Below are 25,178 nucleotides of genomic sequence, written 5' to 3' on the forward strand. Positions count from 1 at the left end.
CCCTGGGAGAGAGGCAAGGAGCCATGACCACCGCACACGCTCCTCATACCGACCACCCGCACCACCACGGAGAGGGCTGCGGGCATGTCGCCGTGCCGCACGAGAGCCATGTCGACTACGAGCACGACGGCCATCTGCATCGCGTCCACGCGGACCATGTGGACGAGTGCGAGCACGCCGGACACACCGCTCACGGCGAGCACCCGCACCGCCACGGTGAGGGCTGCGGGCATGTAGCCGTGCCGCACGACGGGCATGTGGACTATGTCCACGACGGCCACCGGCACGCCGACCACAACGGGCACTGGGACGACCACTGAGCCCAGGCCCAGGGAACCTGCCCACGATCCGAGGCGAGCCGCTCCCCGTACGCGCGGAGCGGCTCGCTCCGCGCGTACGGCCCCCGCGCCGCCGGACTCTCCCGGCCTTCCTCGTCGGCGCGGCGCGTAACGGCTCCCGAAAAGGGAAATGAATGTCGCTTGTAAAGAGGACGGCGGGCCGATACGCCCGTACGAGGAGGGGACTCGTGAGTGCTCTGCCCAACCCGGAGCCTCTGTATCTGGAGCCACGCACAGAGCCACGCCTGGCGGCGCTGCTCCAGGCGGAAGACTTCACACGCTCGCTCGTCGACGCGCTCGGGTCGCCCCTCGGCGTGGTGCTCCCCGATCAGATGGCCGACAACGCCGAACGCTTCCACGCCGTGTACCGGAAACACCGACTCGGCGGTCAGGTCTGGTTCGCACACAAGGCGAATCGTTCCTGCGCCTTGATGCGCCGACTCGCCGCCACCGGCACGGCCGTGGATGTCGCGTCGGTGGGCGAGTTACAGCACGCGCTCGGGGCGGGGTTCACCCCCGACCGGGTCATGGCCACCGGTCCCAAGAGCCCGGAGTTCCTGTGGCTCGCCGCCCGTACGGGAGTGACCGTCCATATCGACGGACGCGCGGAACTGGACGGCCTGGCGGAGATCGTCCGCTCGTACGCGCTGCCCCGGGTACGGATCCTGCTGCGGCTCTCCGCGTTCGGGACTTCCGGGGTGAAGGCACCGGGGGTGAAGGTTCCCGGAGTGAGGGTGCTGAGCAGGACAAGTCGCTTCGGCACCCCGGTCGGGGACCTCGACGGCCTGGCGGACGCCGTCGAACGGCACGCGGACGCCGTCGAACTCCTCGGTGTGGGCTTCCACCTGGACACGACCAGCGTGGCCGAGAAGGCCGTGGCGCTCGAAGGGTGCGTCAGGGCGATGGACACGCTGCGGGACCGGGGTTTGAGACCACGTGTCGTGGACATCGGGGGCGGCTACGGCGTCAACTACCTCGCGCACCAGGAGCAGTGGGAGCGGTACACGACCGAACTCACCAGGGCGGTCCTCGGCCGGCGGCCGGCCATGACCTGGCGCGGCCACGGATACGGCCTGCGCGAGGAGGCGGGCACCCTGCGCGGGTCGCTCGCGCTCTATCCGGGACACCGTCCCGTCGCGGCCGAACACTATCTCGACGGACTGCTCTCCACCCCCGCCGCGTCGTTCGGCGGGCGGACGCTGTCCACCGTGCTCCTGGAGAATCTGTACGACCTCTACACGGAGCCCGGCCGGGCCCTGGCCGACCAGTGCGGACTGACCCTCGCCCGGGTCCTCGAAGTGCGGCGCACCGAGGCGGGGGAGCCCCTCGTACGCCTGGCCGCCAAGGCCGACGACATAGGTCTTGAGGACCATGGAATCGTCATGGACCCTGTTGTCATCGGGCGTGACGGGGGCCGCGTGACCGACAGCGGCGGCGACGCGGTGGGGGTCTATCTTGCGGGCGGCCTGTGTCTGGAGGCCGATCTGATCTCGCGCAGGATGGTCTTCCTGCCGCGCCTCCCGAGCCCCGGCGATCTGCTGGGCTTTGTGAACACCGCCGGTTACTGCATGGACTTCCAGGCCAGCCGGGCACAGCACCTCCCCGTCGGACGGAAAGTGGCCGCGTGGCGGGACAGCGACGGCATCTGGCGATGGAGTCTGGACGAGCAGTACTGGCCGACGCTGTGCCAGGAGGGCAGGGCATGAGGTACGACAGCATCACCCAGGTCATCGGCAACACCCCGCTGGTACGCATCGATCCGGAGGTGCACGGCCTGCGGCACATCGACCTCTACGCCAAACTGGAGATGCTCAATCCCTTCGGTTCGGTCAAGGACCGGGCCGCGTGGAACATGGCACGCCCCGGCCTCGCCACCGCCGTGGAGCGCGGCAGCCAGCTCGTGGAACTGTCGAGCGGGAACACGGCGAAGGCGCTGTCGGTGATCGCCGGGATGCACGGACTGTCGTTCAAGAGCGTCACCAACCGCATGCGGATCCCGGAGATCAAGGATCTGCTGCTTCTGCTGGGCGCCGAGATCGAGGAACTGCCCGGTCGGAGCGAGTGTCTCGACCCGACCGACACCGAGGACCCGCTGACGCTCTTCCACCGCGCCCTCTCCGACCCCGGCGGCGCCTATCTGCACACGGACCAGTACTTCAACGCCCGTAACACCGAGGCGCACGCCCTCGGAACCGGTCCGGAGATCGTGAAGGACCTGGACGGACGCGTACCCGACTGGTTCATCGCGTGTGTGGGCACCGCGGGCTCCTCCACCGGTGTCGCCAGGGCGCTGCGCGAGCACGATTCCCGGGTCGGGGTCGTCGGGCTGGTCGCGGACAAGTCGGACTTCATACCGGGGATCCGCACCATCGACGAAGTGCACGAGGTCGGTCTCTTCGATCCGGCCACCTACGACACGATGGAGACGGTCACCGCCGACGAGGCCATCGACGGAATGCTCACCCTGGCCCGCCGCTGCGGCATCCTCGCCGGACCCACCGGAGGGGCCGCCTATTCCGGGACGGTGCGCCGACTGCGGCCCGTCGATGCCGCGCTGGCCGACGGTGACGGGCGCCAGGTCGCCGTCTTCATCGTCTGCGACCGTATCGAGAGCTATCTCAGCTATGTGAAACAGCGCCGTCCCGAACTGATCGGTCTCGCCGCCCGCAAGAACTCGCTTCTGGATGTGTCCGCCGCCGAGATCGCGTCCGCCGCGACCATCGGAGCGCGGGAGGCGCGGGAGTGGATCGCGCGGGAGCGGCCCCTGGTGATCGATCTGCGCGGCCCGTCCGCGTATGCCGCGCTCCATATCGAGGGCGCGGTCAACATCACCGACGAGCTGTTCGCCGAGCTGGTCCGGGGCGGTCTTCCGTTCAGCAGGCGCAAACCGGTCCTGCTGACCTGTCCCGTCGGCGACAGATCCGCCCGGTACACGGCGCTGCTCACCCGGATGGGACACTCCGACGCACGCAGCCTGGACGGCGGGATCATCGCCTGGCGCGATGCCGGCGCGCCCCTGGTCAGGGAGTGACGCGATGAGCGGGACGATCCCCCGCGGCCGTGCCGAAGCCGCCTTTCCGGACGATCTGATCCCCTGGCAGCGTCCGCTGCGCGCCATGTTCCCCATCATCACGGGGCATCCGGATCTGGTCTATCTGGACAGCGCGGCGACGGCCCAGAAGCCGCGGGCCGTACTGGAGGCCGTCGAGACCTATCTGACCACCGCCAACGCCAACGCCGGCCGCGGAACCTACCCCTGGGCCAACGCCTCCACCGAACTGGTGGAGCGGACCCGTGAGCGGATCAAGTCCTTCCTCCGCGACCCCGCCCCCGAGCGGTCCACCGTCCACTTCACCAGCGGCACCACCGAGGGGCTGCGTACCGTCGCACAGGACTGGCTGCCCGCCCACCTCACGGACGGGGACGAGATCGTCGTACCGTTCGCGGACCACCAGGCGAATCTGGTCCCGTGGCTGGACGCCCGCGAACTGCTGGCCGCCCGGGGGATCGGGATACGGATACGCGAGATGCCGTACCAGACGTCCTCGGGCGACTACGATCCGGCCGCGCTGGCCGCGACGGTCGGCCCCAGGACCCGCTTCGTCGCGGCGACCCATGTGCACCATGTGTACGGCGCGGACATGAACGTCCAGCGCATCCGCGCGGCCGTCGGGCCGGATGTGCCGATCTGTCTCGACGCCGCCCAGAGCGTGGGCCATCTGCCGGTCTCCGTCGCCGACCTCGATGTCGACTTCGTCGCGTTCTCCGGACACAAGGCCCTGGCGCTGCCGGGTTCCGGTGCCCTCTGGGCCCGGCAGACGCGCGGGCCCCGGTTCGTCCCCGGCGGCTGGAGCGGCACACCCAACACCACGGGTATCGCGGCCCTCGCGGCGGCCCTCGACTGGTTGCGGGAGGCCGGCCCGGACCGGATCGAGCGCTGGACGACCGCTCTCGCGCTGCGGCTGACCGACGGGCTGCGGCATCTCGGCGCCTACGAGATCCTCGGCTGTCAGCGGAGTCTGGCGCTCGACAGCCGCGTACAGCACCGACAGGGCATCGTGACGTTCCGGCATCACGGCATCGGCGCGAGCGATCTGGGATTCATCCTCTTCAGCCATGGCTTCATGGTGCGCACCGACGGCCACTGCCAGGGCGCCGCCGGGGAGAAGACCAGTTCGGTGCGGGTGAGCACGCATGTGTACAACACGCCCGAGGAAATCGACCGGCTGCTCGCCGTTCTCGCCACGCTGGAGTGAAGCTCACCCATCGGAGGAGAATGGGAACCGTTTTCAGATGTAGATTTGGCGGTGTCGGTCGGACGCGGGGACAAGCGAGACAGTGAGGGCGGCACGGTCACATGGGTCTGAGCATGGCGACAGCCGAGTCGTGGGTGCGGCGATGGGAGCGGCAGCAGCAGCGGTACGCGGTCGACCGCGAGGAGCGGTTCAGGGTGATCGCCGATGTGGTCGAGCGGGTGACGGAGGGACGGCCGCGTCCGCGGATCCTCGATCTCGGCTGTGGTCCGGGGTCGTTGGCGGCCCGGCTCGCCGCCCGGCTGCGGCGGGCGGAGATCGTGGCGGTGGACATGGATCCGCTGCTGCTGGAACTGGCCCGTACCCACCACGCGGACGCCGCCCGCTATGTCGACGCGGAGATCGGGGCGGACGGCTGGACGCGGGCCCTGGCGCTGGAACAGCCCCTGGACGCGGCCGTCTCGACCACCGCGCTGCACTATCTCCCCGAGGCCGCCCTCAGCCGTACCTACACGGAGCTGGCCCGGCTGACGCGCCCCGGCGGGGTCCTCGTCAACGCCGACCACCTGCCCCACGACGAGGCCGGGCACTCCCGGATCGCCGCACATGTGGGCCGCTGTCGGGCCCGGCGCCGGCGGGCGTTCGCCCATGAGGACTGGGAGTCCTGGTGGGCGGCGGCGGCCCGGGAGCCGGAGTTCGCGGACCTGCTGACCGAACGCGCCCGCCGTGGCCCGATCATCGGCGCCGGTGAGGAGATCTCGCTGTCCCGTCATACGGAACTGCTGCACCGGGCCGGGTTCGAACATGCCGCACCCGTCTGGCAGTTCGGCCAGAGCTATGTACTGGTCGCGATCCGGTGAGGACGACGCCGGGCCCTGGTGGGTCCGGCCGTCGCGGTGGTCCCCGGCTCTTGGCCGGAACGCGCGTGTGATCCCATGAGGGAGCACACGACGATGGAGCACAGCGCACACGCACACGCACAGGCAACCGGCGTACGCCGCCCACCGGTTGCCGCCCGGATCGGATGGAGGTGGGCGCCCATGGAACTGGGTGTCACGGGGCTGAACGCCAAGGCCACACTGGGACCCGCGGAGACGGTCCGGCTGGCCCGGCTGGCGGAGGAGCTGGGGTACCGGTCGTGGTGGGCCGGTGAACATGTCGTACTCCCCAGCCCACGGGTACCGGCCGCGCCGATGGAGCCGACGGATCCGATCCTCGATCCGCTGGTGCATCTCGCCTATGTCGCGGCCGTCACCGAACGGCTGGAGCTCGGCACCGGGATCGTCATCCTGCCGCAGCGCAATCCGCTGGTGCTCGCCAAACAGGTCGCGAGCCTCGATGTGCTCAGCGGCGGCCGGCTGCTGCTGGGGGTCGGTGCCGGATATCTCGAACCGGAGATGACCGCCGTCGGGGTGCCCTACGCGGAACGCGGCAGGCGCACCGACGAGTATCTGGAGGCGATGCGGGCACTGTGGACCCGGCCCGCGCCGTCCTACCAGGGCCGGTACGTGGCCTTCGACGGCGTCGACGCGCACCCGAGGCCGGTCGGGGAGGACGGACCGCGGATCGTGATCGGCGGCCACAGCCCGGCCGCCTTCCGAAGGGCGGTCGTCCACGGCCACGGGTGGTTCGGCAACGGAGACGGTCCGGACGATCTCGTCAGACATCTCGCCGGGCTGCGCAAGGCCGCCGCCGAGGTCGAACGCCCCGAGCGGCTGGGCCGGTTGGAGATCACCTTCGCCCAGCTCTCCCCGGTGGACGCCGACACGGCACGGCGGTACGCCGACCTGGGCGTCGACCGGCTGGTGGTCTACCCCCTCCCGCTGGAGGACCCGGCGGAAGTGGCCGCGTTCCTGGAACGGCACGCCGAACTGCCCCACTGAGGCCGCCGGGCGGTCACCGCCCGGCCGGGCGGTGGCCCCGCGGCCGGGCAGCGGTCCTTTCCGCCGGTCAGTAGTCCTTCGGGATCGCGGAGTTGAGCGCGGCACGGCGCTCCGCGAGGTTGCCCGCGTTCAGCCCCTCCGCCACCTCCGGGGCGTAGTGGGCGACGATCTCGCGGAAGCCGTCCAGTGTACGGTCGTCCATGACCTGGGCGCCGGGCGAGGCGACGGGGACCGTCAGATAGCTGCGCACGCGCCCGAGGTCGTGCGCGTGGCGGCTCATGTCCACGGCGTAGCGGTTCACCATCATCCGCATCTCCGGGTCCGCGTGGGAGATCTCGTTGGCGAGCGTCTCGAAGCCGAGGTTGAGGAAGTGGTCGGGCTCGTCGAGCAGCCGCTGATGGGCGGCGGAGCCCTTCCACCCCGCGCGGTTCCAGTTGGCGTTGCCGGGGATCTCGTTCTTCGCGGGGAAGCCGCGGTACTCGGAGGTCGGGAAGGTGTCCAGCAGCAGACCGCACAGATCGCGTGTCTCGGCGAGCGTCTCCGCGGTCTCCTCGGGAACGCCGAACACATAGAGGATCTCCGGGACCAGACCGTTCTCCTCCATGTGCTGGAAGGCCGTGATGAGATCGGAGCGCAGGCTGTCGGCGTGCTTGCGCATCGCGCGCAGCACCTCGACGGAGGCCGCGCCGTCGGCACCGAAGCCGAAGCGGTCGAAGCCCGCGCGCAGCACCAGATCGCGTACCTGGTCCGAGACCATCGCGGCGTTGTAGGAGTCGGCCCGGGTGAGCGCGTGCAGCCCGATGTCCAGACCCGGGTGCCGCTCCTTGAGTTCGACGACCGATTCGAGCTGCGCGGTGAGCTGCTCCATGTCGCCGCCGGGCAGGGCCTGCTGGAAGAAGTCCAGCGAGGTGCAGTACAGGTTCAGCGAGGAGACCCCGAAGCGTCCGGCGAGCCGGCAGGCGAGATCGAGATGGGCCCGGACGTTGAAGAAGGTCTCGCGCTTGCGCGTCTGCGCCCCGCAGAAGCTGCACCCGAACATACAGCCCTGGCTGAACGGCAGAGTCATCTCATGCGCGAGATAGACACGCAGGTCGGACTCGGGGAGCTTGTCGAGCTGACGCTCCAGATCGATGTCCATGGCCCCGGGCAGCGCGGACAGCGCCTGCCGGTCGGTCTTGTGCGCGCCGGGGAAGATCCGTCCGAACTCCTCCCGGGAGAGCCGCTCTATGCCCTGCCCGCCGACATGCACGCGATCGGCCGGCAGTCCGCGGCCGACGGTGAGATAGCGGTGGACATGGGTCGCCGGGGCGATGTTCTGGGCGCCCATGACCGCGATACCGAAGGAGTCGTACTCCTCCAGGTCCGCGATGTCGCGCAGATCGTGGAGCTGGCAGTCGAAGAGCGTCGGCTCGGCCAGCCCATGACGCTCCAGCAGCTCGGCCGCGTAGAGCGGGGCGACCGGCAGGAACGGAAGCCGGTCCGGGGCGAAGGGGGTGTCCTCGCGGGCCAGGTAGTTGTCGTGCACATAGGGCGGGTGAATCATCAGGGTCCGGCCTCTCGGCACGCGTGAGTCGCCGCGCGGGGCCGGGGTGCGTAAGAGGATGTTCATGCGCGCAGAGGCCATGTCTACCTTCCAGGGTGGGCCGGTACCTTGGATACGGCTCACGGGGCGGCAGCGAGCTCCGACCGACCTCAGTGCCGTATGCCCATCCAATCGATGGTCCGTGCGGGCGGTGAGGTTCGTACAGAAGCCTTTCGGCCAACGGAAGAACGGGTCCCCGGGTCCCTCCTCCCGCCGAGGAACGCACCCCGTACGCCCCGCCGGCCGCCGTCGGTGAGTACGGAGGCCGTTCCCCGCGCCAGTCCTGATCACGCCGAAATGCCGAGGGCGCCCGTCGCGGCGGGCAGGAACCGGCGGCCGGCAGCGGTGGCTGCGGAGCGTACAGGCCTCTGGCGGCCGTGTTCCCCTGTGCCGGCAGGTCGGTTGACGGACCGGCGGACGGGACCCTAGCTTCCTTCCGATGGCGCGCACCGGGTCGATGCCTGCCGATGAATGACGTGTCACCGGGCGGCACCCGGTACGGCACAGGCGTCACCCGCGGCGGCCGGTCACCGGCGCGGCCCGCGTCGGCGGGACCGTGACGGTCACTCATCGTGCGTCTTCCGGGCGGGAATCCCCGCCCGCGCGTCCGTCCGCGCCATGGGTGCCGTACGGGCCCCCGCCTGCGGAGCGATGCCCTTGAGCCAGGCCTCCGGCCATTTTGTTAAAGGTGTTGACGAATTACTCACGGCGGGCCACCATCGCAGCACTTTCCGCAGTGCCCGACCGGCGGTGCCCGACCCGCACCCGCCTGCCACAGCCCGCACCCCGCACTTGCCACAGCCCGTACAGGAAGAGCGACGCATGTCGACCCGTACCGCACCGCTGTCCGTGCACAATCCAGGAACAGGCGAGCACCTCGGCGATATCGAGGACTTCACCTCCGACCGTGTCGTCGACGCACTCGCCGCCGCGGCGCGCGGGCAGCGCGCCATGGCCGCCATGCCCGCTTACGACCGCGCCCGGCTTCTGCTGCGCGCGGCCGATCTGATCGAGGCCGAGGCCGGGGAGCTGGCCCGGCTCCTCGCCGCCGAGAACGGCAAGCCGCTCTTCCAGACGACCGAGGAGGTCGCAGCGGCGATACGGATCTTCCGGGGCTTCGCCGGCGAGGCGACCCGGCTGTTCGGACGGCAGATCCCGCTCGGCGCCGTCCCCGGCCTGGAGCGCCATCTCGCCGTCACCATCCGGGAACCGCTCGGCCCGGTCGCCGCGCTGGTGCCCTTCAACTACCCCGTCGAGCTGTACGCCCACAAGGCCGCCGCCGCGCTCGCCGCGGGCAACGCCGTCCTGGTCCACCCGCCGGTACGCTGCCCGCTCACCCTGTTACGGATCGGCGCGCTCGTGGAACGGGCCGGCGTTCCCGAAGGCGCCCACCAGATGCTCACCGGCGGCGTCCAGGTCTCCCAGGAGCTGGCCACCCGCCCCGGCACGGCCGCCGTCAGCCTCACCGGCAGCACCCTCGCGGGACGTGAGATCGCCCGCCGCGCCGCCGACACCCTGAAGAAGGTCCATCTCGAACTCGGCGGCAACGACGCGCTGATCGTCTGCGACGACGCCGATGTCGAGGAGGCCGCCAACGCGGTCGTCCTCGGCCGGCTCGCCCGTGGCAACGGACAGATCTGCTGCGCGGTGAAACGGGTGTACGTCCAGGACGGTGTCCATGACGCCTTTGTGGACGCCCTGCTGGCGGGCGCCGCCAAGCTCACCGTCGGGGACCAGCTCGCCGACGGCACCGATGTCGGACCGCTGATCAGCGAGCAGGCGGCGGAGCGGGTGGAGGCCGCGGTCGCGGCCCTTGTCTCGGACGGCGCGCGCAAGGTGGCGGGAGGCCCCCGCCGCGGCGCCTTCAGCACCCCGGCCGTCCTGGTCGACGTACCGCCGGACAGCCCCGCGCTCGCCGAGGAGATCTTCGGCCCGGTCGCGCCGGTCGCCCGGTTCACCGATCCGCTGGACGCCGTACGGATGGCCAACGAGTCCCCGTACGGACTCCAGGCGGCCGTCTTCACCCGGGACATCCAGCGCGCCTTCACCCTCGCCCACCGGCTCGACGTCGGCGGTGTGATCATCAACGGCTCCACCGCGCTGCGCGCCGAGAACCTCCCCTTCGGCGGCCCCCGGGACACCGGAGGCTCCGCCGAGGGCCTGCACGACACAGCCCTGGAGTTCACCCGGCAGAAGACCGTCGTGGTGATGGAGGCCCTCGGGTGAGCAGCACCGCCCGGACCGCTCTGGAGATCCGCGGGGTGCGCAAGGCGTACGGCTCCACCGAGGTACTGCACGGCGTGGACCTGACCGGACGGGCCGGTGACGTGCTCGCCGTGGTCGGCGCCAACGGAGCCGGCAAGTCCACGCTGATCAAGATCCTGGCGGGCGCCGAACCGATGAGCGCCGGTGAGCTCCGGCTCGACGGTGAGCGCGTCGAACTGCGCTCACCGCACGACGCGCACGCGCACGGCATCCGTACCGTCCATCAGGAACTGACGCTCGTACCGGAGCTGTCGGTCACCGAGAACCTCCTCATGGGCCACTTCCCCCGGCGGTTCGGCGGTCTCATCGACTGGCGGGCGGCCCATGCGCGCGCCCGCGATCTGCTGGAGTCCATCGGCTACGGCGCGATCGACCCGCGGACCAGGGCGGGCCGGCTCACCGTGGCCAGACAGCAGATGGTGGAGATCGCCAAGGCGCTGGTGAGCGAGGGCGGCGAGCCGAGGGTCCTGGTGCTCGACGAGCCCTCGGCGGTGCTCGCGGGCAGCGATCTGGAGGCGCTCTTCGCACTGATCCGCCGGCTCCAGCGGCGCGGCGTGCTGATCGTGTACGTCTCGCACCGTCTCGCCGAGGTGACGGAACTGGCCACCTCCATCGTGGTGATCAAGGACGGCCGGGTCGTCGCCGAGACCGTGCCCGAGCGCACCGACGAGAACGAACTCATCCGGCTGATGGCGGGCAGAGGGCCCGGCCGGCTCTATCCCGCCCGCCGCACCGACCCCGGTGAGCCGCTGCTCACGGTCTCCGGACTGCACCGCCCGGGGGAGTTCCGGGACATCTCGTTCACCCTGCGGGCGGGCGAGATCACCGGACTGTTCGGGCTGGTCGGCTCCGGCCGCAGCGAACTGGCGCGCTGTGTCTTCGGCGCCGAGCCCGCCCACGCGGGAAGCGTCACCACCTCCGGCGGCGTCACATCCGCGGATGTCACCACGTCCGGAAGCGCCACGTCCGGAAGCGCCACGTCCGGAGGCGCCACGTCCGGAGGCGTCGGTGTGTCCGGGGGCGGAGGTACGTCCGGGAGTACGTTCGAAGGCCTCGGCGCACCGGGCGGTGCCCGGCGCTTCCGCTCCCCGCGCGAGGCGATCGCCGCCGGGCTCGCCCTGGTCACCGAGGACCGCAAGCGCACCGGTCTGGTCCTCGGCCTGACCACCGCGGAGAACATCGGGCTCACCACGCTCCGTACCACCACCCGGGGCCCGCTGCTGGACACGGGCAGACGGCGGCGGGATGTCACCGCGATGGTCGAGCGGCTGGACATCCGCCCCGCGCACTGCGCCAAGCTGCCCGTACGTACCCTCAGCGGCGGCAATCAGCAGAAGGCCGTGCTCGCCAAATGGCTGCTCACCGGGCCGCGCGTGCTGCTGCTCGACGAGCCCACCCGGGGCGTGGACATGGCCACCCGCGCGGAGATCTACCGGATGCTCGACGAACTCTCCCGCGCCGGAATGGCCGTTCTGCTCATCTCCTCCGATCTGACGGAGGTGCTCGGCGCCACCGACCGGGTGCTGGTGATGCGTGAGGGGCGCCTCACCGCGGACCTCCCCTCTGACCGTACGACCGAGGACACCGTCCTCGCCCACGCGATCGGACACACCGCATGACCGACCAACTGACCACCTCCGCCCAGCCCGCGGACCCGGCCGACTCCGGCGGGCCCGCTCCGGCCGGCCGCCGGCCGCCCCGGCTGCCCCGGCTGGTCGTCGCCGGACGCGATCTCACCCTGGAGGCCGGGTTCGCCGTACTGTTCGTGGCGTTCGTCGCGATCGCCGGCTCGACCACGGACGCCTTTCTCACCGAGGGCAATCTCACCAATCTGCTCAAGCAGATGGTCACCACGGGACTGCTGGCCTTCGGCATGCTCACCGTGATCCTCACCGGCGGCATCGATCTCTCGGTCGGCTCGGTGGTCGCCTTCTCCGGCATCGTCGCCGCGGGGCTCTCGGCGGGGCTGCCGGTCCCGCTCGCGATGCTCATCGGTCTGGCCGCCGGGGCGGGCTTCGGCCTGGTCAACGGGGCGCTGATCGCCCGGTTCCAACTGGCGCCGTTCGTGGTGACACTGGCGGCCCTCACCACCATCAGAGGGCTGGCCTTCGTCTACTCGGAGACACCCGTCGCGCCCGAGAAGGAAGGCTTCTTCGAACTGGGCTCGGCGGTGCTCGGCCCGCTCCCCGTCTCGACCCTGATCATGCTGGCCGTCTTCCTGGTCGGCGGGATCTTCCTCAGCCGCACTCCGGCGGGCCGCTCGCTGGTGGCGATCGGCGGCAGCGCCGAGACCGTGCGGCTGGCCGGTATCGGTGTCCGCCGCCATATCGTGCTCGCCTATACGATCAGCGGCGCCTGCGCGGGACTCGCGGGTGTCATCCTCGCCAGCCGGGTCGGTATCGCCCAGCCCAGCGTCGGTACCGCCTTCGAACTCGACGCGATCGCGGCCTGTGTGATCGGCGGGGCCAGTCTGGCGGGCGGCAAGGGATCGGTACGGGCCACCTTCGCCGGAGTGCTCGTCCTGGCGCTGATCAACAATCTGCTCAACCTGTACGACGTGCAGAGCTTCTGGCAGCAGGTGCTCAAGGGCCTGATCATCGTCGCCGTCATTCTCGTACAGCGCACCGGACGGTCCCGTACGGCCGGCGCACCGAACCCCGTGGACCCCGGAAAGGCAAGACTGTCATGATCATGAAGAAAATGTCCGGTGTGCTGGTGACCGGAGCCCTCGCCGCCGCCCTGGCCGGCTGCTCCTCCGGCAGCGACGCGGGAGCGGGAGACGGCTCGTACACCATCGGTGTCGCCAACTTCACCCTCAGCGGGCCCTACTTCAACGGTATGGACCGGGCCATCAAGGCCCAGGCGGAGAAGAAGAACGTCGAGATCGTCAGCACCGACGCGGGCGGTGACGCGGCCAAACTCGCCTCCAACGTGGAGGACCTGCTCAGCAAGGACGTGGACGCGGTGATCGTCTCGGGCGGCCCGCTGGAGTCGGCGCCCGCCGTGCTCAACTCCATCAAGGCGGCCGGCAAGCCCGCCGTCCTGGTCGACCGCAAGTTCCGCACCGGTACGTACAGCAGCTGGATCGGCCCCGACAACGAGGCGATCGGCAAGCAGAACGGGGAGTTCCTGGCCGGCCGGCTGCCCGACGGCGGCACGGTCGCCCTGGTCAAGGGCGGTCCCGCCGACAACAGCATCGGCCAGGCCCGTACGGACGGGGTGAAGGCGGCCCTGGAGGGCGCCCCCGGTATCGAGCTGGTCGAGGCGCCCGACTTCGGCAACTGGAGTTCCGACGGCGGACTGAATGTGATGGAGAGCCTGCTCGCCTCACACTCCGACATCGACGCCGTGTTCTGCGAGAACGACGCCATGTGCCTGGGCGCGCAGCGCGCGATCAAGGACGCGGGCCGCGACGGCGACATCGTGCTGGCGGGGGTCGACGGCCAGGCGGAAGCGCTCAAGGCCATCCTCGACGGCACCAACTACCTGGTCACGGGCCTCAACGACGCCGATGTGATCGGCAGTCTCGGCCTGGACAGGACCGTGGACATCCTCGACGGCAAGAAGACCGAGAAGGACACGGTCGTTCCCTCACCACGTGTCACCAAGGAGAACGCGGAGAAATACTACGACCCGAAGGGCAACTTCTGATGAGCCGCACTCCCCTGAGCCCCGCCCCCGCACCCCATACCCCCACGAGCCCCGCCCGTTCACGGCTGCGGCGCAAGCACCACTACGCGCTGACGGGCCTCGTCTGCGGCGCGCTCCTCCTGCCGCTCTCGCTCGACACCGCGTCCGCGGCGCCGGAGCCGCAGGGCAAGAGTCCCAAGGCCGCCTGGCGGCTGCTGCACTCCGAGAACTTCTCGAAGAGGCTCGACCCCGGCGGTGCCCCGTGGACGCGGGAGACCTACGCCGAGCCCTTCGACACGATCATGGACGACAACGGCCAGTGGTACGCCAATGACTACGGCCCCGCCTGGAACACCGCGTTCAACTCCTTCGACACCTATCGCAAGGAGTTCCCGGTGGGCGACGGAGGCTGGCTGACCGCCTCGCTCTCCGCCCGCGACTGGAACAAGGACGGCCAAATCGAGAAGGCGCCGTCCATCACGAACGGCAGGGCGGCCGGCAAGACGGTCGCCCAGCTCAAGGTCCCCGATCACACCGGTGGCGCCATCTTCCGCCCCACCGAGCAGCTTCCCGACCAGTACCGCGTCGAATACCGGCTGAAGACCATCGACTTCGGCGGGAAGCGGAATGGCACGATCGACTACGACAACCGCACCAACGGATACAGCAAGGACGGCTGCAAGACCCAGCACCCCTGGGGCGAGGGCTCCAACAGCCCCGGCTGGGAGGGTGACGCGTCGGCGCCGTACTGCGAATGGCAGGACGTCCGCGAGGGCAACTACGGCTACAACGGCTTCCACTATCTGTCGATCGTCGACTTCGCGGATCCCGCGCCACGGAACAACCACTTCTGGCACTACCGCCGCAAGGTGCTGATGGACTCCTTCTCCCAGCATCCCGACCGGGTCGGCAGCGGCACCGGCGGCCGGGTCTGCAACTCCAGCACCAACACGTACTACAACTACCGGGACAGCAGCTTCAACACCGTCAACATGTGGATCAGCGGGCTTCCGAACTGGACGCCGGGCAAGGGCGGTCTCGCGGGCAACTCCCAGTGGTTCATGTCCAGTTGCTCGGGCGGCGTGGCGGAGCAGCAGCTCACCTCGGCGGCGGAGCTCCAGCCCGAGCTGATGCCCAACCAGGACTATGTCTTCGCCATCGAGCGTGATGCCACCGGCTACACCCTGGAGGCCAGCGGCAACTTCGCCCGGGTCGGTCAGAAGACACTGCGCTTCCACCGGAACTTCGTCGTCAACAACCAGCCGATCTGGCACTACAACGTCAAGCCGGGCGAGTACGACGGCCGCTTCAACAACGCGCTCGTCCAGAACGACAACAACGGCAGCGCGCGGTGGCCCGACCAGTGGCCGGCCGGCTCCGCGTACCCGGACTCCTTCGTCATCGGGGATCTGTACACCAATGTGTACGAGGGGAGCGCGAGCCTGACGGACATCAAGCTGTACGTGCCCCAGACGGCCAGGAACCAGAAGTAGCGGGAGAAGCCGCGAGAACAAGTGGCCGACCGCCACGCATATGTTGTCCGGCCGGGGGCAGGGGCACTGTTGAGTCAAGATCGCGGCCACCCCCCCCGGCCGCACAGGCTCCCCGGCCCCACCGGCGCACCCCCTCGCCGGTGGGGCCGCTTTCCGCGGTCCGGGTGCTCAGCCCATCACGCTGAAGCTGCTGTCGCGGTTGACGGTACGCAGCCGGCTGTAGTGCGACAGGTCCACCCGGTGACCGGTGTGGGGCAGCTCCACCTGGACCGGGTCGGTGTCGTGGTCACGGCCGTTCTCACAGGCGGCGACGATCGCCGCGAGGTACCGGCCCACCACGGGAGCGTTCTTGAACTGGTTGCCGCTGGTGCCGATCGCCACGTAGTAGCCGGGCAGATCGGTCTTGTCGTAGATCGGGATCCAGTCGTCGGAGACGTCGTACACCCCGGCGGTGCCGCGGGGCGTGCCCGGGACGGTCAGGGTGGGCAGACGGCGGGCCGCGCGCAGGAGCTGGGCGTCGTAGACCGCCTTGCTGGGGTGGACGCTGTAGGCGTCGGGGTCGTCCAGCCACTGGAGGACATCGCACTCCGGCTCGGTCCCGCCGACGATGACGCCGCCGCTGGGGGTGCCCCGGAAGTAGGTGCCCAGATCCAGATCGGCCACCAGCGGGCCCGCTCCGTCCCGGCCGTACCCCTCGGGGGCGCGCACCTCGTGCACCTCCTGGCGCAGGGGGCGGGTGTGGACGCGGAAACCGTCCTCCACCCCGGCCAGTGCGTTGACGGCGCCCGAGTGGGGTCCGGCGACGTTCACCACGACCGGCGCCGCCAGGACCGTACCGTCGGCCAGGGCGATGCCCGTCACACGGTCGGCGCGGTCGACGCGGACGACGGGGGAGCGGAACCGGAAGCGGGCGCCGTGGCGTTCGGCGGCGGCCATCAGATCGCGGGCGGCGAGCTGCGGGTCGTCGATGAAGCCGCTGTCCGGTGTCCAGTAGCCGGTGAGCGTGCCGGTGGGCTCGTCCCAGAAGGCGTCGTCGGTGACCGCCTTGGGCGGGTAGTGGCGTCCGGTGTCCAGCAGCGGCATCCGCTCGCGCAGCAGGGCCTCGTCCCACACCTCGTACGGCACTCCGACACGGTCGAAGAGGGCGAGGACCTTCCGCCGGTCCTGGCCGGGGGCGTCCAGGGAGAGTCCGCCCGTCCTGATGAAACGGGCCCGGCCCGCGCCGTCCTCGGCGCCGAGGTGGTGGGCCCAGTTCTGCCAGATCCGCGCGGACTCCCAGGCGCCGGCCACACCGGCGAAGGTCGAGTAGTTGAAGCGCACGACCGCCGAGGAGGCGCTCGTGGATCCGCTGCCCGCCGAGGCGTTGCGGTCGACCACGCAGACGCGCCGTCCGTCCTGGGCCAGCGCGTAGGCCACGGAACAGCCCAGGACGCCGGCGCCTATCACCACGGCGTCGTAGCTCTCGTCGTTCTCGTGGCTCTTGTGGGTCTTGCCGTTCTCGCGGGTCATCAGGGCCCTCCCGGTTCGCGAAGCCGCAACGGTCACAGCTTAGGAACGGTCCCGGGCCGGGAGGTCCTCCCGTACGCACCCCGCACGCGTACGGGTGCCCTGCACGCGGGATCGCGCGCGGGGCACCCGGGAAATCGGCCGCTCGGATGAGGATCACCGGACACCGGACGAGGATCACCGGATCCGGATCACCGGATCAGCGGGTCAGGCGACGACCTTGCCCTCGTGCAGCCTGCGGATGTCGTTCGCGTCGTAGCCGAGGTCCGCGAGAACCTCGTCCGTGTGCTCGCCGAGCAGCGGCGCACCCTTGATGTCGGGCTTGAAGCCGGAGAACTTGACCGGGCTGCCCACGGTCAGATACGTGCCGCGCTCCTTCTGATCGACCTCGACGATCGTGCCGCTCTTGCGCATGTCGGGGTCCTCGGCGAGCTCCTTCATGCTGAGCACGGGGGCGCAGGGCACCTCCCACTCGCGCAGGATGTCGACCGCCTCGTACTTGGTCTTGTCGGCCAGCCACTTCTCTATCTCGCCGAAGATCTCCATGATGCGCGGCTGGCGGGCACGGGCGGTCGTGTAGTCCGGGTCCTCGACCCACTCGGGGTGGCCGATGGCCTCGGCGGTGCGCTTCCAGTTCTGCTCCTGGATCGTGAAGTAGATGTAGGCGTTGGGGTCGGTCTCCCAGCCCTTGCACTTCAGGATCCAGCCGGGCTGGCCACCGCCGCCGGCGTTGCCGCCGCGGGGCACCGCGTCGCCGAACTCGCCGTGCGGGTACTGGGGGTACTCCTCCAGGTAGCCGATCTTCGCCAGGCGCTGCTGGTCACGGAGCTTGACGCGGGTCAGGTTGAGCACGGCGTCCTGCATGGACACCGACACCTTCTGGCCCAGACCGGTCGCGTTGCGCTGGATGATCGCGGTCAGCAGGCCGATCAGCAGGTGCATGCCGGTGTTGCTGTCACCGAGGGCCGAGCCGCTGATGGTCGGCGGGCCGTCCCAGAAGCCCGTGGTGGACGCGGCGCCGCCGGCGGCCTGGGCGACGTTCTCGTACACCTTGAGGTCGTTCCACGACGACTCGTCGTTGAAGCCCTTGACCGAGCCGAAGATCAGCCGCGGGTTCAGCTCGTGGATGTGCTCCCAGCTGAGACCCATACGGTCCATGGCGCCCGGTGCGAAGTTCTCGACCAGGATGTCCGACTCGCGGATCAGCTTCTCCATGACCTCCTTGCCCTCAGGGGTCTTGGTGTTGATGGCCAGCGAGCGCTTGTTGCTGTTCAGCATGGTGAAGTAGAGCGCGTCGAGGTCGGGGATGTCCCGGAGCTGGTTGCGGGTCACGTCGCCGCCCTGGGGGCGCTCGACCTTGATGACGTCGGCGCCGAACCAGGCGAGCATCTGGGTGCACGCGGGACCGGCCTGGACCCCGGTGAAGTCGATCACCTTGATTCCGGCGAGCGGCTTTTCACTCATGATGGCTTCCTTCTCGTGAAAGATCTCGTGCGAGGGTGGAGTGTGCGGTGTGCGGAGTTCGCGAGGGGTTCAGGGGCGCGTCACGCCTACTTCTTCGCCGGCGTGATGTTGCCGACGGTGATGCCCTTCGGGTTGAGGTGCGCGATATGACCGCTCTCGGTGCCGGCCGAGGGGTCGATCGCGCAGTCGATGAGCGCCGGGCCGCCCGAGGCCAGTGCCTCGGTGAGCGCGGCGGTGACCTCGGCGGGTGTGGTCGCGCGGTAGCCCTTGCCGCCGAACGCCTCGATCATCACGTCGTGGCGCGCCTGGAGCATCAGGGTCGTCGGCGACGGGTCACCGGTCTCCGCCGGGTTGATGTCGTCGCCTCGGTAGACACCGCCGTTGTTCATGATGACGGTGACGACGGGCAGCTTGTAGCGGCAGACCGTCTCCAGCTCCATACCGCTGAACCCGAAGGCGCTGTCGCCCTCCACGGCCACGACCGGCTGGCCGGTCTCGACGGCGGCGGCGATCGCGTAGCCCATGCCGATGCCCATGACACCCCATGTACCGCTGTCGAGGCGGTGGCGCGGCACCTGCATGTCGATCACATTGCGCGCGATGTCCAGCGCGTTGGCACCCTCGTTGACGATGTACGTCTCGGGACGCTCGTGCACCACGTCACGTACGGCCTTGAGGGCGCCCATGAACTGCATCGGATGCGGGTCGGCCTTGAGACGCTCCGCCATCTTGGCGATATTCTGCGCCGAGCGCGCCGCCAGCTCCTCCCGCCAGGCGGCGGGGGCCGCGATCTGGCCGGGCTTGGTCCGCTCGGCGAGCACTTCGAGCACCGACTCGATGTCCCCGACGAGCGGCGCGGCGATGGGCTGGTTGCTGTCCAGCTCCTTGGGCTCGATGTCCACCTGGATGAACTTGGCGTCCGGGTTCCACTGCGGTGCCTCGCCGTGGTTGAGCAGCCAGTTCAGCCGGGCGCCGAGGAGCACCACGACATCGGCCTTGCGCAGCGCCAGTGAACGGGCGGTGGCGGCCGACTGCGGGTGGTTGTCCGGCAGCAGGCCCTTCGCCATCGACATCGGTACGTACGGGATCCCCGTGGACTCGATGAACTCGCGGATCCGTTCGTCGGCCTGCGCGTACGCGGCGCCCTTGCCGAGCACCACCAGCGGACGCCGAGCGCCCGCCAGGATCTCGATCGCGCGGTCCACCGCCTCGGGGGCGGGGAGCTGGCGCGGCGCGGGGTCGACGAGACGGCTCAGCGTCCTGGCGCCCTCCTCCGCGTCCATGATGGAGCCGAGCACCGCGGCCGGGATGTCGAGATACACACCGCCGGGCCGGCCCGATATCGCGGTGCGCAGCGCGCGGGCGATACCCCGGCCGATGTCCTCGACCCGGCTCACCCGGTACGCGGCCTTGACGAACGGCTGCGCGGCGGCGAGCTGGTCCATCTCCTCGTAGTCGCCCTGCTTGAGGTCGACGAGATGACGCTCGCTGGAGCCGGAGATCTGCACCATCGGGAAACAGTTCGTGGTGGCGTTCGCCAGCGCGACGAGTCCGTTGAGGAAGCCCGGCGCGGACACCGTCAGCGCGACGCCCGGCCGTTTCGTGAGGTAACCGGCCGCCGCCGCCGCGTGACCGGCGTTGCTCTCGTGGCGGAACCCGATGTAGCGGATGCCCTGGGCCTGCGCGAGGCGGGCCAGGTCGGTGATCGGGATGCCGACCACCCCGTAGATGGTGTCGACGTCGTTAAGCTTGAGTGCGTCGACCACCAGGTGGTACCCGTCGGTGAGCTCGGCCTCGGCCGGAACGTCGGCGGTCGACGCGGTCTCCAGTGCGGAAGGGGCGGTCATGGCTCCGAGGTCCTCCTTGGGCGGTCATGCCTGTGCGGCTTCTCGTCCCACCTTGTTCGGCGTGCGTGTCCGCGTCCAAGACCTATCGGCGACTAGCCGATAAACAGCATTTATTGATGCTGGTCGCGGAGGCCCGGGATGAGCGGCAACTCCCTTGATAGACGTTCGCTATCGACTGTTCACCAGCGCGTATTGGACGCACACTTCGCGCCAGCGCAGTCTCACAGTGACGGTTTCCTCAGATTCCTCAGATCCGGTATGAGTTCCAGAGCGAGGAGTGGTGGTCATGGCCGTTCCCACTACGGCGTCCGTGTGCGACACGAACCGGTACCGGCCCCCGGCGGTCACGGGTCTCGTCGACCTTCTGCACAGACAGACGCGTGACTGTCCCGGCGCACGGGCGCTCGTCGTCACCGTCGCCGGTAACCGGGTGGACCTGTCCTACGGCACCCTGGCCGCCCTGGCCGACGAGATGGCCGCGCGTCTCGGCACCGCGGGGCTGGGGCGCGGCGACGCGGTGGGGCTCGTCTGCGCCAACACCGCCGAGTTCGTCGTGGCGCTCCTGGGCGCGGCGCGGGCCGGCCTTGTGGTCGCCCCGGTCGATCCCGCCCTGTCGGGGCCGGAGATGTCCGCGCGGCTCGACGCGCTGGGGGCGCGGGCGATCCTCGCCGGTCCGCTCGCGACCGGCGCCGAACCCGTCGCGCGGGTCGATGTCGCACCGTCGTGGACGGTGCGCGTGGATGTCTCCCGCGCCGGGACGGCGACGGCCGCGCTCGAAACGGACGGGGCCGGGGGAGGAGCGCGGGGCGTGCGGGACGTACGGGGCGCGGGAGACGGGCCGACCGGCGACGACGCCCTGGTGCTGTTCACCTCGGGAACCACCGACCGGGCCAAGATGGTCCCGCTGACCCACGCCAATGTGGCCGCCTCGGTGCGGGGCATCTGTGCCACCTACGAGCTGGGACCCGGTGACGCGACGGTCGCGGTGATGCCGTTCTTCCACGGCCACGGACTGTTCGCGGCCCTGCTGGCCACCCTGGCCAGCGGGGGATGTGTGCTGCTGCCGGAGCGGGGGCGGTTCTCGGCCCACACGTTCTGGGACGACGTACGGGCCGCGGGCGCCACCTGGTTCACCGCGGTCCCGACCATCCACGAGATCCTCCTGGACCGGTCGGCGGCGGAGTACCCGGGCCCGGAGATCGCGCCGCTGAGATTCGTCCGCAGTTGCAGCGCCCCGCTCAACGCGGCGACGCAGCGGGCGCTGGAGCGCACGCTCGGGGCGCCGCTGCTCTCCGCGTACGGTATGACCGAGACCACGCACCAGACGACCAGCGAGCCCCTGCCCGAGCGGGGACCCCTCAAACAGGGATCCGTCGGGCGTACGACCGGAGTGGGCCTGCGTGTCGTCGACCGGAACGGGCGTACGTGCCCGGTCGGCACCCAGGGCGAGGTGTGGGTGCAGGGTCCCACCGTCACCCGCGGCTATCTGGGTGACCAGGAGGAGACGGCGGAGAGCTTCACCGACGGCTGGTTCCGCACGGGTGATCTGGGCTCGCTGGACGAGGACGGGTATCTGTTCCTCACGGGGCACATCAAGAACCTCATCAACCGCGGCGGCGAGAAGATCTCGCCCGAGCATGTCGAGGACGTGCTCGCCGGCTGTCCCGGTGTGGCGGAGGCGGCCGTGTTCCCCATCCCGGACGCGCACTACGGGCAGCGGACCGGCGCCGTCGTGGTCGTACGCGAGGGCGAGATGCTCGGGTCCGGGCAGATCCTCCAGTACTGCCGCGACCGGCTGTCGGCCACCGAGGTGCCCGACCGGCTCCAGATCGTCGGGACGCTGCCCCACACGGCGAAGGGCGGACTGGACCGGCGGGCGGTGGAGAACCTCTACGCGCGAGCGAAATGACAGCGCGGGGAGCCGGTCGGCGACCGGGGGCGCGGGGCCTTCGGTCGCGGGTGCTCTCGGCCCGGACGGTTGGCCCGCTCTGTCCGGTCGGCGCGGACGGTCGGTCGGGCCGGACGGTCGGTCGGGCCGGACGGGCCGTTCCGCGGCACCGGTACGGTTCTTTCGCCGTGGGGCCGTGGCCGGGGGCGACCAGGGGCGGGCAGGCCCCCGGCTGACGGTCCGGGGCCGGGTTCTCGGCCGCGAGTGTGCCGCTGGTCCGCTCCGCCCGGCCGGGCGGTTCCCCGGTGCCGGGACCGGCCTTCGGGACCGGCCCCGATCCCCCGGCGCGTCCGGCTCTATCTGACGCGGTGCTCGGCCGGGAGCGGCTGGTCGAAGAACTCGTCCAGTGACAGACCCGTCGCCGCGTTCACGAACGCGCGGGCGGCGATCGATCCCGGGGTCGCCGCGTGGATCGCGACCGAGACCTGCGCCCTGGCGTCCGGGGCGACCAGGCGGACGGCCCTCGGTCTGCCGATCACCGGCATGGCGCGCAGCCAGGTGTGCGGCACGATGCTCGCCCAGTCGCCGACGCCCACATGCGCGTACAGGGAAGCGACCGAGTCCGTCTCCACCTGAGGGGTCACCACGACCCCGCTGTCCGCGAACACGTTGTCGATGAGCTGGCGGATACGCATGTCGGGCGTCAGCAGCGCGAGCGGCAGCTGGGCCGCGTCCGCCCAGGTCATGGTGTTGGTCTGGGGCATCAGCTGGTCGCCCGACGCCAGCAGCACATATCTCTCCTGGTACAGCGGCACCACTTGCAGGCTCTCGCGGTCCTCGGGGGCGAAGTGCGCGATCGCCGCGTCCAGCTCGAACTCCCGCAGCTGGCGGTGGAGTTCCCTCGCGGACAGCCGGGAGCGGACCTGGACCTTGGCCAGCGGGTGCGCCCCGCAGAACGCGGCGACCGGGAGCGCCAGGGTCGTCGAGGCCGTGGGCTCCGTGCCCAGTCGCAGCGTCCCGGTGATGCCCGACTGCACGGCGGCCACCTCGGCCTTGAACGCGTCCTGCTCGGCGAGGATCCGCTTGGCCCAGACGACGAGCCGCTCGCCCTCCGGGGTGAGGCCCTCGTAGTTGTGTCCCCGGTTGATCAGCGTGACGTTCAGCTCGCGTTCGAGCTTGGCGATCGCCGCCGAGAGCGCGGGCTGTGACACGTAGCAGGACTCGGCCGCCCGCGCGAAGTGTCTCTCCCTGGCCACCGCCACGAAGTACTCCAACTGACGGAACAGCATCAGCGACTCCTCCCTGCCTCCTCGGCACCCGGCACCGCGCCGAAACCGGACCACGGGCTTCCGTCGCTCCGGTGACACCGTGAATCATCCCACTCATCAGCGGTTCCGCGGTTCGACGACCGGTTGGCGACCATCGCGGGGGGCAGCGTGGACGCGTGGCCCCGCCGGAGTGGATCATGCGGGGCCGCGCGGTTCTCCCGCCAATCCGCGTACGCGCAAAACCGCAGCCCATCCGGGCTATCATCCGCTCTACACACCCGATTGCGCACCGCCGCGCAGGCCGTGGATCTCCGGCACCGGGGGACTTCCCCCGGCCTGGTCACCCGTGCCGCGTGGCCATGTCGCCCTGTCCGAGGGGAGCGTCCCCGATAGCACTTCGCATCTGGCTCAGCAGCGCGGGGGTCGCCGCCACCGAGGTGGCGCGGATGTTGCGTGAGAACCCCGACGCCACCGATGTCCTTGTCTACGGCACCAACATCAGCCGGCACGCTCCCGCGCTCGCGGCCTGCGACGTCAGCGAAGTCGAACCCCACCGGGTGAGCAACGCGGCCTACGCCGAGTTCGCCCTCGACTTCTGCCGCCGGCACTCCATCGACGTACTGATACCGCCCCGGCGCCTGGACGCGCTCGCGCCCTACGCCGACGCCTTCGCCGCGGCCGGCACCAAGCTCATGTGCTCACCGGCCGCCGCGGTCGACACACTGACCAGCAAGAGTCTGACCTACGAGGCCGCCCAGGCGATCGGCGTCCCCGTACCGCCCTGGTGGATCGTCTCCGACGGCGAGCAACTCCGCGCGGCGGCACGGCAGATAGCCGAGGCGGGCAGCACTGCCTGTATCAAACCCGCCGGGGAGTTCTCGGCGTTCGGCTTCCGCATTCTCGACGACGAACCCCTGCATATGAAGGACCTGCTGGCACCGGCGCGGCCCGTCGCCTCCGTCGGCGCCGTGGCCGACGCCCTCGACCGGGCGGCGGACCAGGGCGAGAAGGTCCCCGAGTTCATCGTGATGCCCTACCTGGACGATCCGGAGGTGAGCATCGACTGCCTCTCGGCCCCGGGCGGCGCCATGGTCACCTGTGTCGCCCGGTCCAAGGACGGGCGCTACCGCCATCTGCTCGACGCCCCCGCCCTGACCGCCATCGCCCAGCGCCTGGTGAGCCATTTCCGGCTCGCCTATCTCTCCAATGTGCAACTGCGCCACTGGCACGGCCGGCCGGTCCTGCTGGAAGCCAATCCACGGGCCTCCGCCGGGCTCTTCCAGACCGCCTTCGCCGGAGTGAACCTCCCGTGGGCCGCGGTACGTCTGCTTCTGACGGGCGATCCCGGCCGGCTGGAACCGCCGCGACTGGGCGGCCGTATCGCGGTCACCGAGACGGTCATGGCCATCACCCCGCACCGGACCGTCACCCCGCACCAGCCCCTCGTCCCGCACCAGCCCCTCGTCCCGCCCGAGCTCATGACCCTGCCCGAGCCCGTCACCCCGTCCGAGCCTCTCGCCTCACCCGTGCCCGCCGGAGCGAGCGCCGCCGGCGCGGCGCCTCTCGGCTGACTTCCCGACCCGACGTCCGGACGTGAGAACAACGGTGGGGGGCCTCGCCCTCCACCGCCCTCAACCGCTCTCCGCCACGGACCGAACCGATTACCGCTCTCCTCGGACGCGGCCGACCGTGACTGTGACCCGGGGTCACAGGATGAACGCCTGCCTGGTTGAGACCGTGCGTCCCGAGCAGCATGGCGGG

General features: G+C 70.3%; 18 protein-coding genes. 13 read left to right on the plus strand and 5 right to left on the minus strand.

Going from position 1 to position 25,178, the window contains the following annotated elements:
* Positions 1 to 23: 23 nt before the first annotated feature.
* The 6 genes from ACWGDX_RS09045 to ACWGDX_RS09070 all read left to right on the plus strand — a co-directional run bounded on the left by ACWGDX_RS09045 (position 24) and on the right by ACWGDX_RS09070 (position 6,474).
* Entirely contained in the window at positions 24 to 320 is a 297-nt protein-coding gene (locus ACWGDX_RS09045) for a hypothetical protein (RefSeq protein WP_365905915.1), read from the plus strand.
* 215 nt (positions 321 to 535) lie between these two features.
* The gene (locus ACWGDX_RS09050; RefSeq protein WP_453623775.1) at positions 536 to 2,044 is read left to right on the plus strand and encodes a Y4yA family PLP-dependent enzyme; all 1,509 of its coding nucleotides are present in this window, start codon (positions 536 to 538) and stop codon (positions 2,042 to 2,044) included.
* Entirely contained in the window at positions 2,041 to 3,369 is a 1,329-nt protein-coding gene (locus ACWGDX_RS09055; RefSeq protein ID WP_453623697.1) for a pyridoxal-phosphate dependent enzyme, read from the plus strand. Before ACWGDX_RS09050 ends, ACWGDX_RS09055 begins: the two co-directional genes overlap by 4 nt.
* A gap of 4 nt (positions 3,370 to 3,373) precedes the next feature.
* Entirely contained in the window at positions 3,374 to 4,594 is a 1,221-nt protein-coding gene (locus ACWGDX_RS09060) for an aminotransferase class V-fold PLP-dependent enzyme (RefSeq protein WP_453623699.1), read from the plus strand.
* 101 nt (positions 4,595 to 4,695) lie between these two features.
* Positions 4,696 to 5,451: a class I SAM-dependent methyltransferase gene (locus ACWGDX_RS09065; protein WP_453623701.1), complete on the plus strand. Its 756-nt coding sequence runs from the start codon at positions 4,696 to 4,698 to the stop codon at positions 5,449 to 5,451.
* Between the two features lie 180 nt (positions 5,452 to 5,631).
* The gene (locus tag ACWGDX_RS09070) at positions 5,632 to 6,474 is read left to right on the plus strand and encodes an LLM class F420-dependent oxidoreductase (protein ID WP_453623703.1); all 843 of its coding nucleotides are present in this window, start codon (positions 5,632 to 5,634) and stop codon (positions 6,472 to 6,474) included.
* A gap of 67 nt (positions 6,475 to 6,541) precedes the next feature.
* On the opposite strand, the gene ACWGDX_RS09075 is transcribed toward ACWGDX_RS09070, so the two are convergent.
* Positions 6,542 to 8,017: a hypothetical protein gene (locus ACWGDX_RS09075; protein WP_453623705.1), complete on the minus strand. Its 1,476-nt coding sequence runs from the start codon at positions 8,015 to 8,017 to the stop codon at positions 6,542 to 6,544.
* Positions 8,018 to 8,878: 861 nt separating this feature from the next.
* On the opposite strand from ACWGDX_RS09075, the gene ACWGDX_RS09080 reads away from it, so the two are divergent.
* From ACWGDX_RS09080 to ACWGDX_RS09100, 5 genes are read left to right on the plus strand one after another with little or no spacing between them, the layout of a single operon-like run.
* The gene (locus ACWGDX_RS09080) at positions 8,879 to 10,282 is read left to right on the plus strand and encodes an aldehyde dehydrogenase family protein (RefSeq protein ID WP_453623707.1); all 1,404 of its coding nucleotides are present in this window, start codon (positions 8,879 to 8,881) and stop codon (positions 10,280 to 10,282) included.
* The gene (locus ACWGDX_RS09085) at positions 10,279 to 11,940 is read left to right on the plus strand and encodes a sugar ABC transporter ATP-binding protein (protein ID WP_453623709.1); all 1,662 of its coding nucleotides are present in this window, start codon (positions 10,279 to 10,281) and stop codon (positions 11,938 to 11,940) included. Before ACWGDX_RS09080 ends, ACWGDX_RS09085 begins: the two co-directional genes overlap by 4 nt.
* A complete protein-coding gene (locus tag ACWGDX_RS09090; protein ID WP_453623711.1) occupies positions 11,937 to 13,010 on the plus strand; it encodes an ABC transporter permease in 1,074 nt (357 codons plus the stop codon). The genes ACWGDX_RS09085 and ACWGDX_RS09090 overlap by 4 nt, the downstream gene beginning before the upstream one ends.
* 2 nt (positions 13,011 to 13,012) lie before the next feature.
* The gene (locus ACWGDX_RS09095) at positions 13,013 to 13,972 is read left to right on the plus strand and encodes a substrate-binding domain-containing protein (RefSeq protein WP_453623713.1); all 960 of its coding nucleotides are present in this window, start codon (positions 13,013 to 13,015) and stop codon (positions 13,970 to 13,972) included.
* Positions 13,972 to 15,444 carry a mucin-5B gene (locus ACWGDX_RS09100; RefSeq protein WP_453623715.1) on the plus strand — a complete coding sequence of 491 codons (1,473 nt, stop codon included), beginning with the start codon at positions 13,972 to 13,974 and terminating at the stop codon, positions 15,442 to 15,444. Before ACWGDX_RS09095 ends, ACWGDX_RS09100 begins: the two co-directional genes overlap by 1 nt.
* Before the next feature lie 168 nt (positions 15,445 to 15,612).
* Here ACWGDX_RS09100 and ACWGDX_RS09105 read toward each other — a convergent pair whose 3' ends face one another.
* The 3 genes from ACWGDX_RS09105 to oxc all read right to left on the minus strand — a co-directional run bounded on the left by ACWGDX_RS09105 (position 15,613) and on the right by oxc (position 20,261).
* Positions 15,613 to 16,953: an NAD(P)/FAD-dependent oxidoreductase gene (locus tag ACWGDX_RS09105; protein WP_453623717.1), complete on the minus strand. Its 1,341-nt coding sequence runs from the start codon at positions 16,951 to 16,953 to the stop codon at positions 15,613 to 15,615.
* 204 nt (positions 16,954 to 17,157) lie between these two features.
* Entirely contained in the window at positions 17,158 to 18,414 is a 1,257-nt protein-coding gene (gene frc / locus ACWGDX_RS09110) for a formyl-CoA transferase (RefSeq protein ID WP_453623719.1), read from the minus strand.
* A gap of 86 nt (positions 18,415 to 18,500) precedes the next feature.
* Entirely contained in the window at positions 18,501 to 20,261 is a 1,761-nt protein-coding gene (oxc, locus tag ACWGDX_RS09115) for an oxalyl-CoA decarboxylase (RefSeq protein WP_453623721.1), read from the minus strand.
* 286 nt (positions 20,262 to 20,547) lie between these two features.
* Between oxc and ACWGDX_RS09120 the strand changes: the two genes are divergently transcribed.
* Positions 20,548 to 22,170: a FadD7 family fatty acid--CoA ligase gene (locus tag ACWGDX_RS09120; protein ID WP_453623723.1), complete on the plus strand. Its 1,623-nt coding sequence runs from the start codon at positions 20,548 to 20,550 to the stop codon at positions 22,168 to 22,170.
* Between the two features lie 335 nt (positions 22,171 to 22,505).
* Here ACWGDX_RS09120 and ACWGDX_RS09125 read toward each other — a convergent pair whose 3' ends face one another.
* Positions 22,506 to 23,438 carry a LysR family transcriptional regulator gene (locus tag ACWGDX_RS09125; protein ID WP_066942956.1) on the minus strand — a complete coding sequence of 311 codons (933 nt, stop codon included), beginning with the start codon at positions 23,436 to 23,438 and terminating at the stop codon, positions 22,506 to 22,508.
* 338 nt (positions 23,439 to 23,776) lie between these two features.
* On the opposite strand from ACWGDX_RS09125, the gene ACWGDX_RS09130 reads away from it, so the two are divergent.
* A complete protein-coding gene (locus tag ACWGDX_RS09130) occupies positions 23,777 to 24,988 on the plus strand; it encodes an ATP-grasp domain-containing protein (RefSeq protein WP_453623777.1) in 1,212 nt (403 codons plus the stop codon).
* Positions 24,989 to 25,178: the final 190 nt, after the last annotated feature.

The organism is Streptomyces sp. NPDC055025, assembly GCF_053608565.1.

Bases quoted from the DNA above. Each gene is read 5' to 3' on its own strand.
- ACWGDX_RS09045 (WP_365905915.1), top strand. From the start codon at position 24: ATGACCACCGCACACGCTCCTCATACCGACCACCCGCACCACCACGGA.
- ACWGDX_RS09055 (WP_453623697.1), top strand. From the start codon at position 2,041: ATGAGGTACGACAGCATCACCCAGGTCATCGGCAACACCCCGCTGGTA.
- ACWGDX_RS09060 (WP_453623699.1), top strand. From the start codon at position 3,374: ATGAGCGGGACGATCCCCCGCGGCCGTGCCGAAGCCGCCTTTCCGGAC.
- ACWGDX_RS09065 (WP_453623701.1), top strand. From the start codon at position 4,696: ATGGGTCTGAGCATGGCGACAGCCGAGTCGTGGGTGCGGCGATGGGAG.
- ACWGDX_RS09070 (WP_453623703.1), top strand. From the start codon at position 5,632: ATGGAACTGGGTGTCACGGGGCTGAACGCCAAGGCCACACTGGGACCC.
- ACWGDX_RS09075 (WP_453623705.1), bottom strand. From the start codon at position 8,017: ATGATTCACCCGCCCTATGTGCACGACAACTACCTGGCCCGCGAGGAC.
- ACWGDX_RS09080 (WP_453623707.1), top strand. From the start codon at position 8,879: ATGTCGACCCGTACCGCACCGCTGTCCGTGCACAATCCAGGAACAGGC.
- ACWGDX_RS09090 (WP_453623711.1), top strand. From the start codon at position 11,937: ATGACCGACCAACTGACCACCTCCGCCCAGCCCGCGGACCCGGCCGAC.
- ACWGDX_RS09095 (WP_453623713.1), top strand. From the start codon at position 13,013: ATGAAGAAAATGTCCGGTGTGCTGGTGACCGGAGCCCTCGCCGCCGCC.
- ACWGDX_RS09100 (WP_453623715.1), top strand. From the start codon at position 13,972: ATGAGCCGCACTCCCCTGAGCCCCGCCCCCGCACCCCATACCCCCACG.
- ACWGDX_RS09105 (WP_453623717.1), bottom strand. From the start codon at position 16,953: ATGACCCGCGAGAACGGCAAGACCCACAAGAGCCACGAGAACGACGAG.
- frc (WP_453623719.1), bottom strand. From the start codon at position 18,414: ATGAGTGAAAAGCCGCTCGCCGGAATCAAGGTGATCGACTTCACCGGG.
- oxc (WP_453623721.1), bottom strand. From the start codon at position 20,261: ATGACCGCCCCTTCCGCACTGGAGACCGCGTCGACCGCCGACGTTCCG.
- ACWGDX_RS09120 (WP_453623723.1), top strand. From the start codon at position 20,548: ATGGCCGTTCCCACTACGGCGTCCGTGTGCGACACGAACCGGTACCGG.
- ACWGDX_RS09125 (WP_066942956.1), bottom strand. From the start codon at position 23,438: ATGCTGTTCCGTCAGTTGGAGTACTTCGTGGCGGTGGCCAGGGAGAGA.
- ACWGDX_RS09130 (WP_453623777.1), top strand. From the start codon at position 23,777: ATGTCGCCCTGTCCGAGGGGAGCGTCCCCGATAGCACTTCGCATCTGG.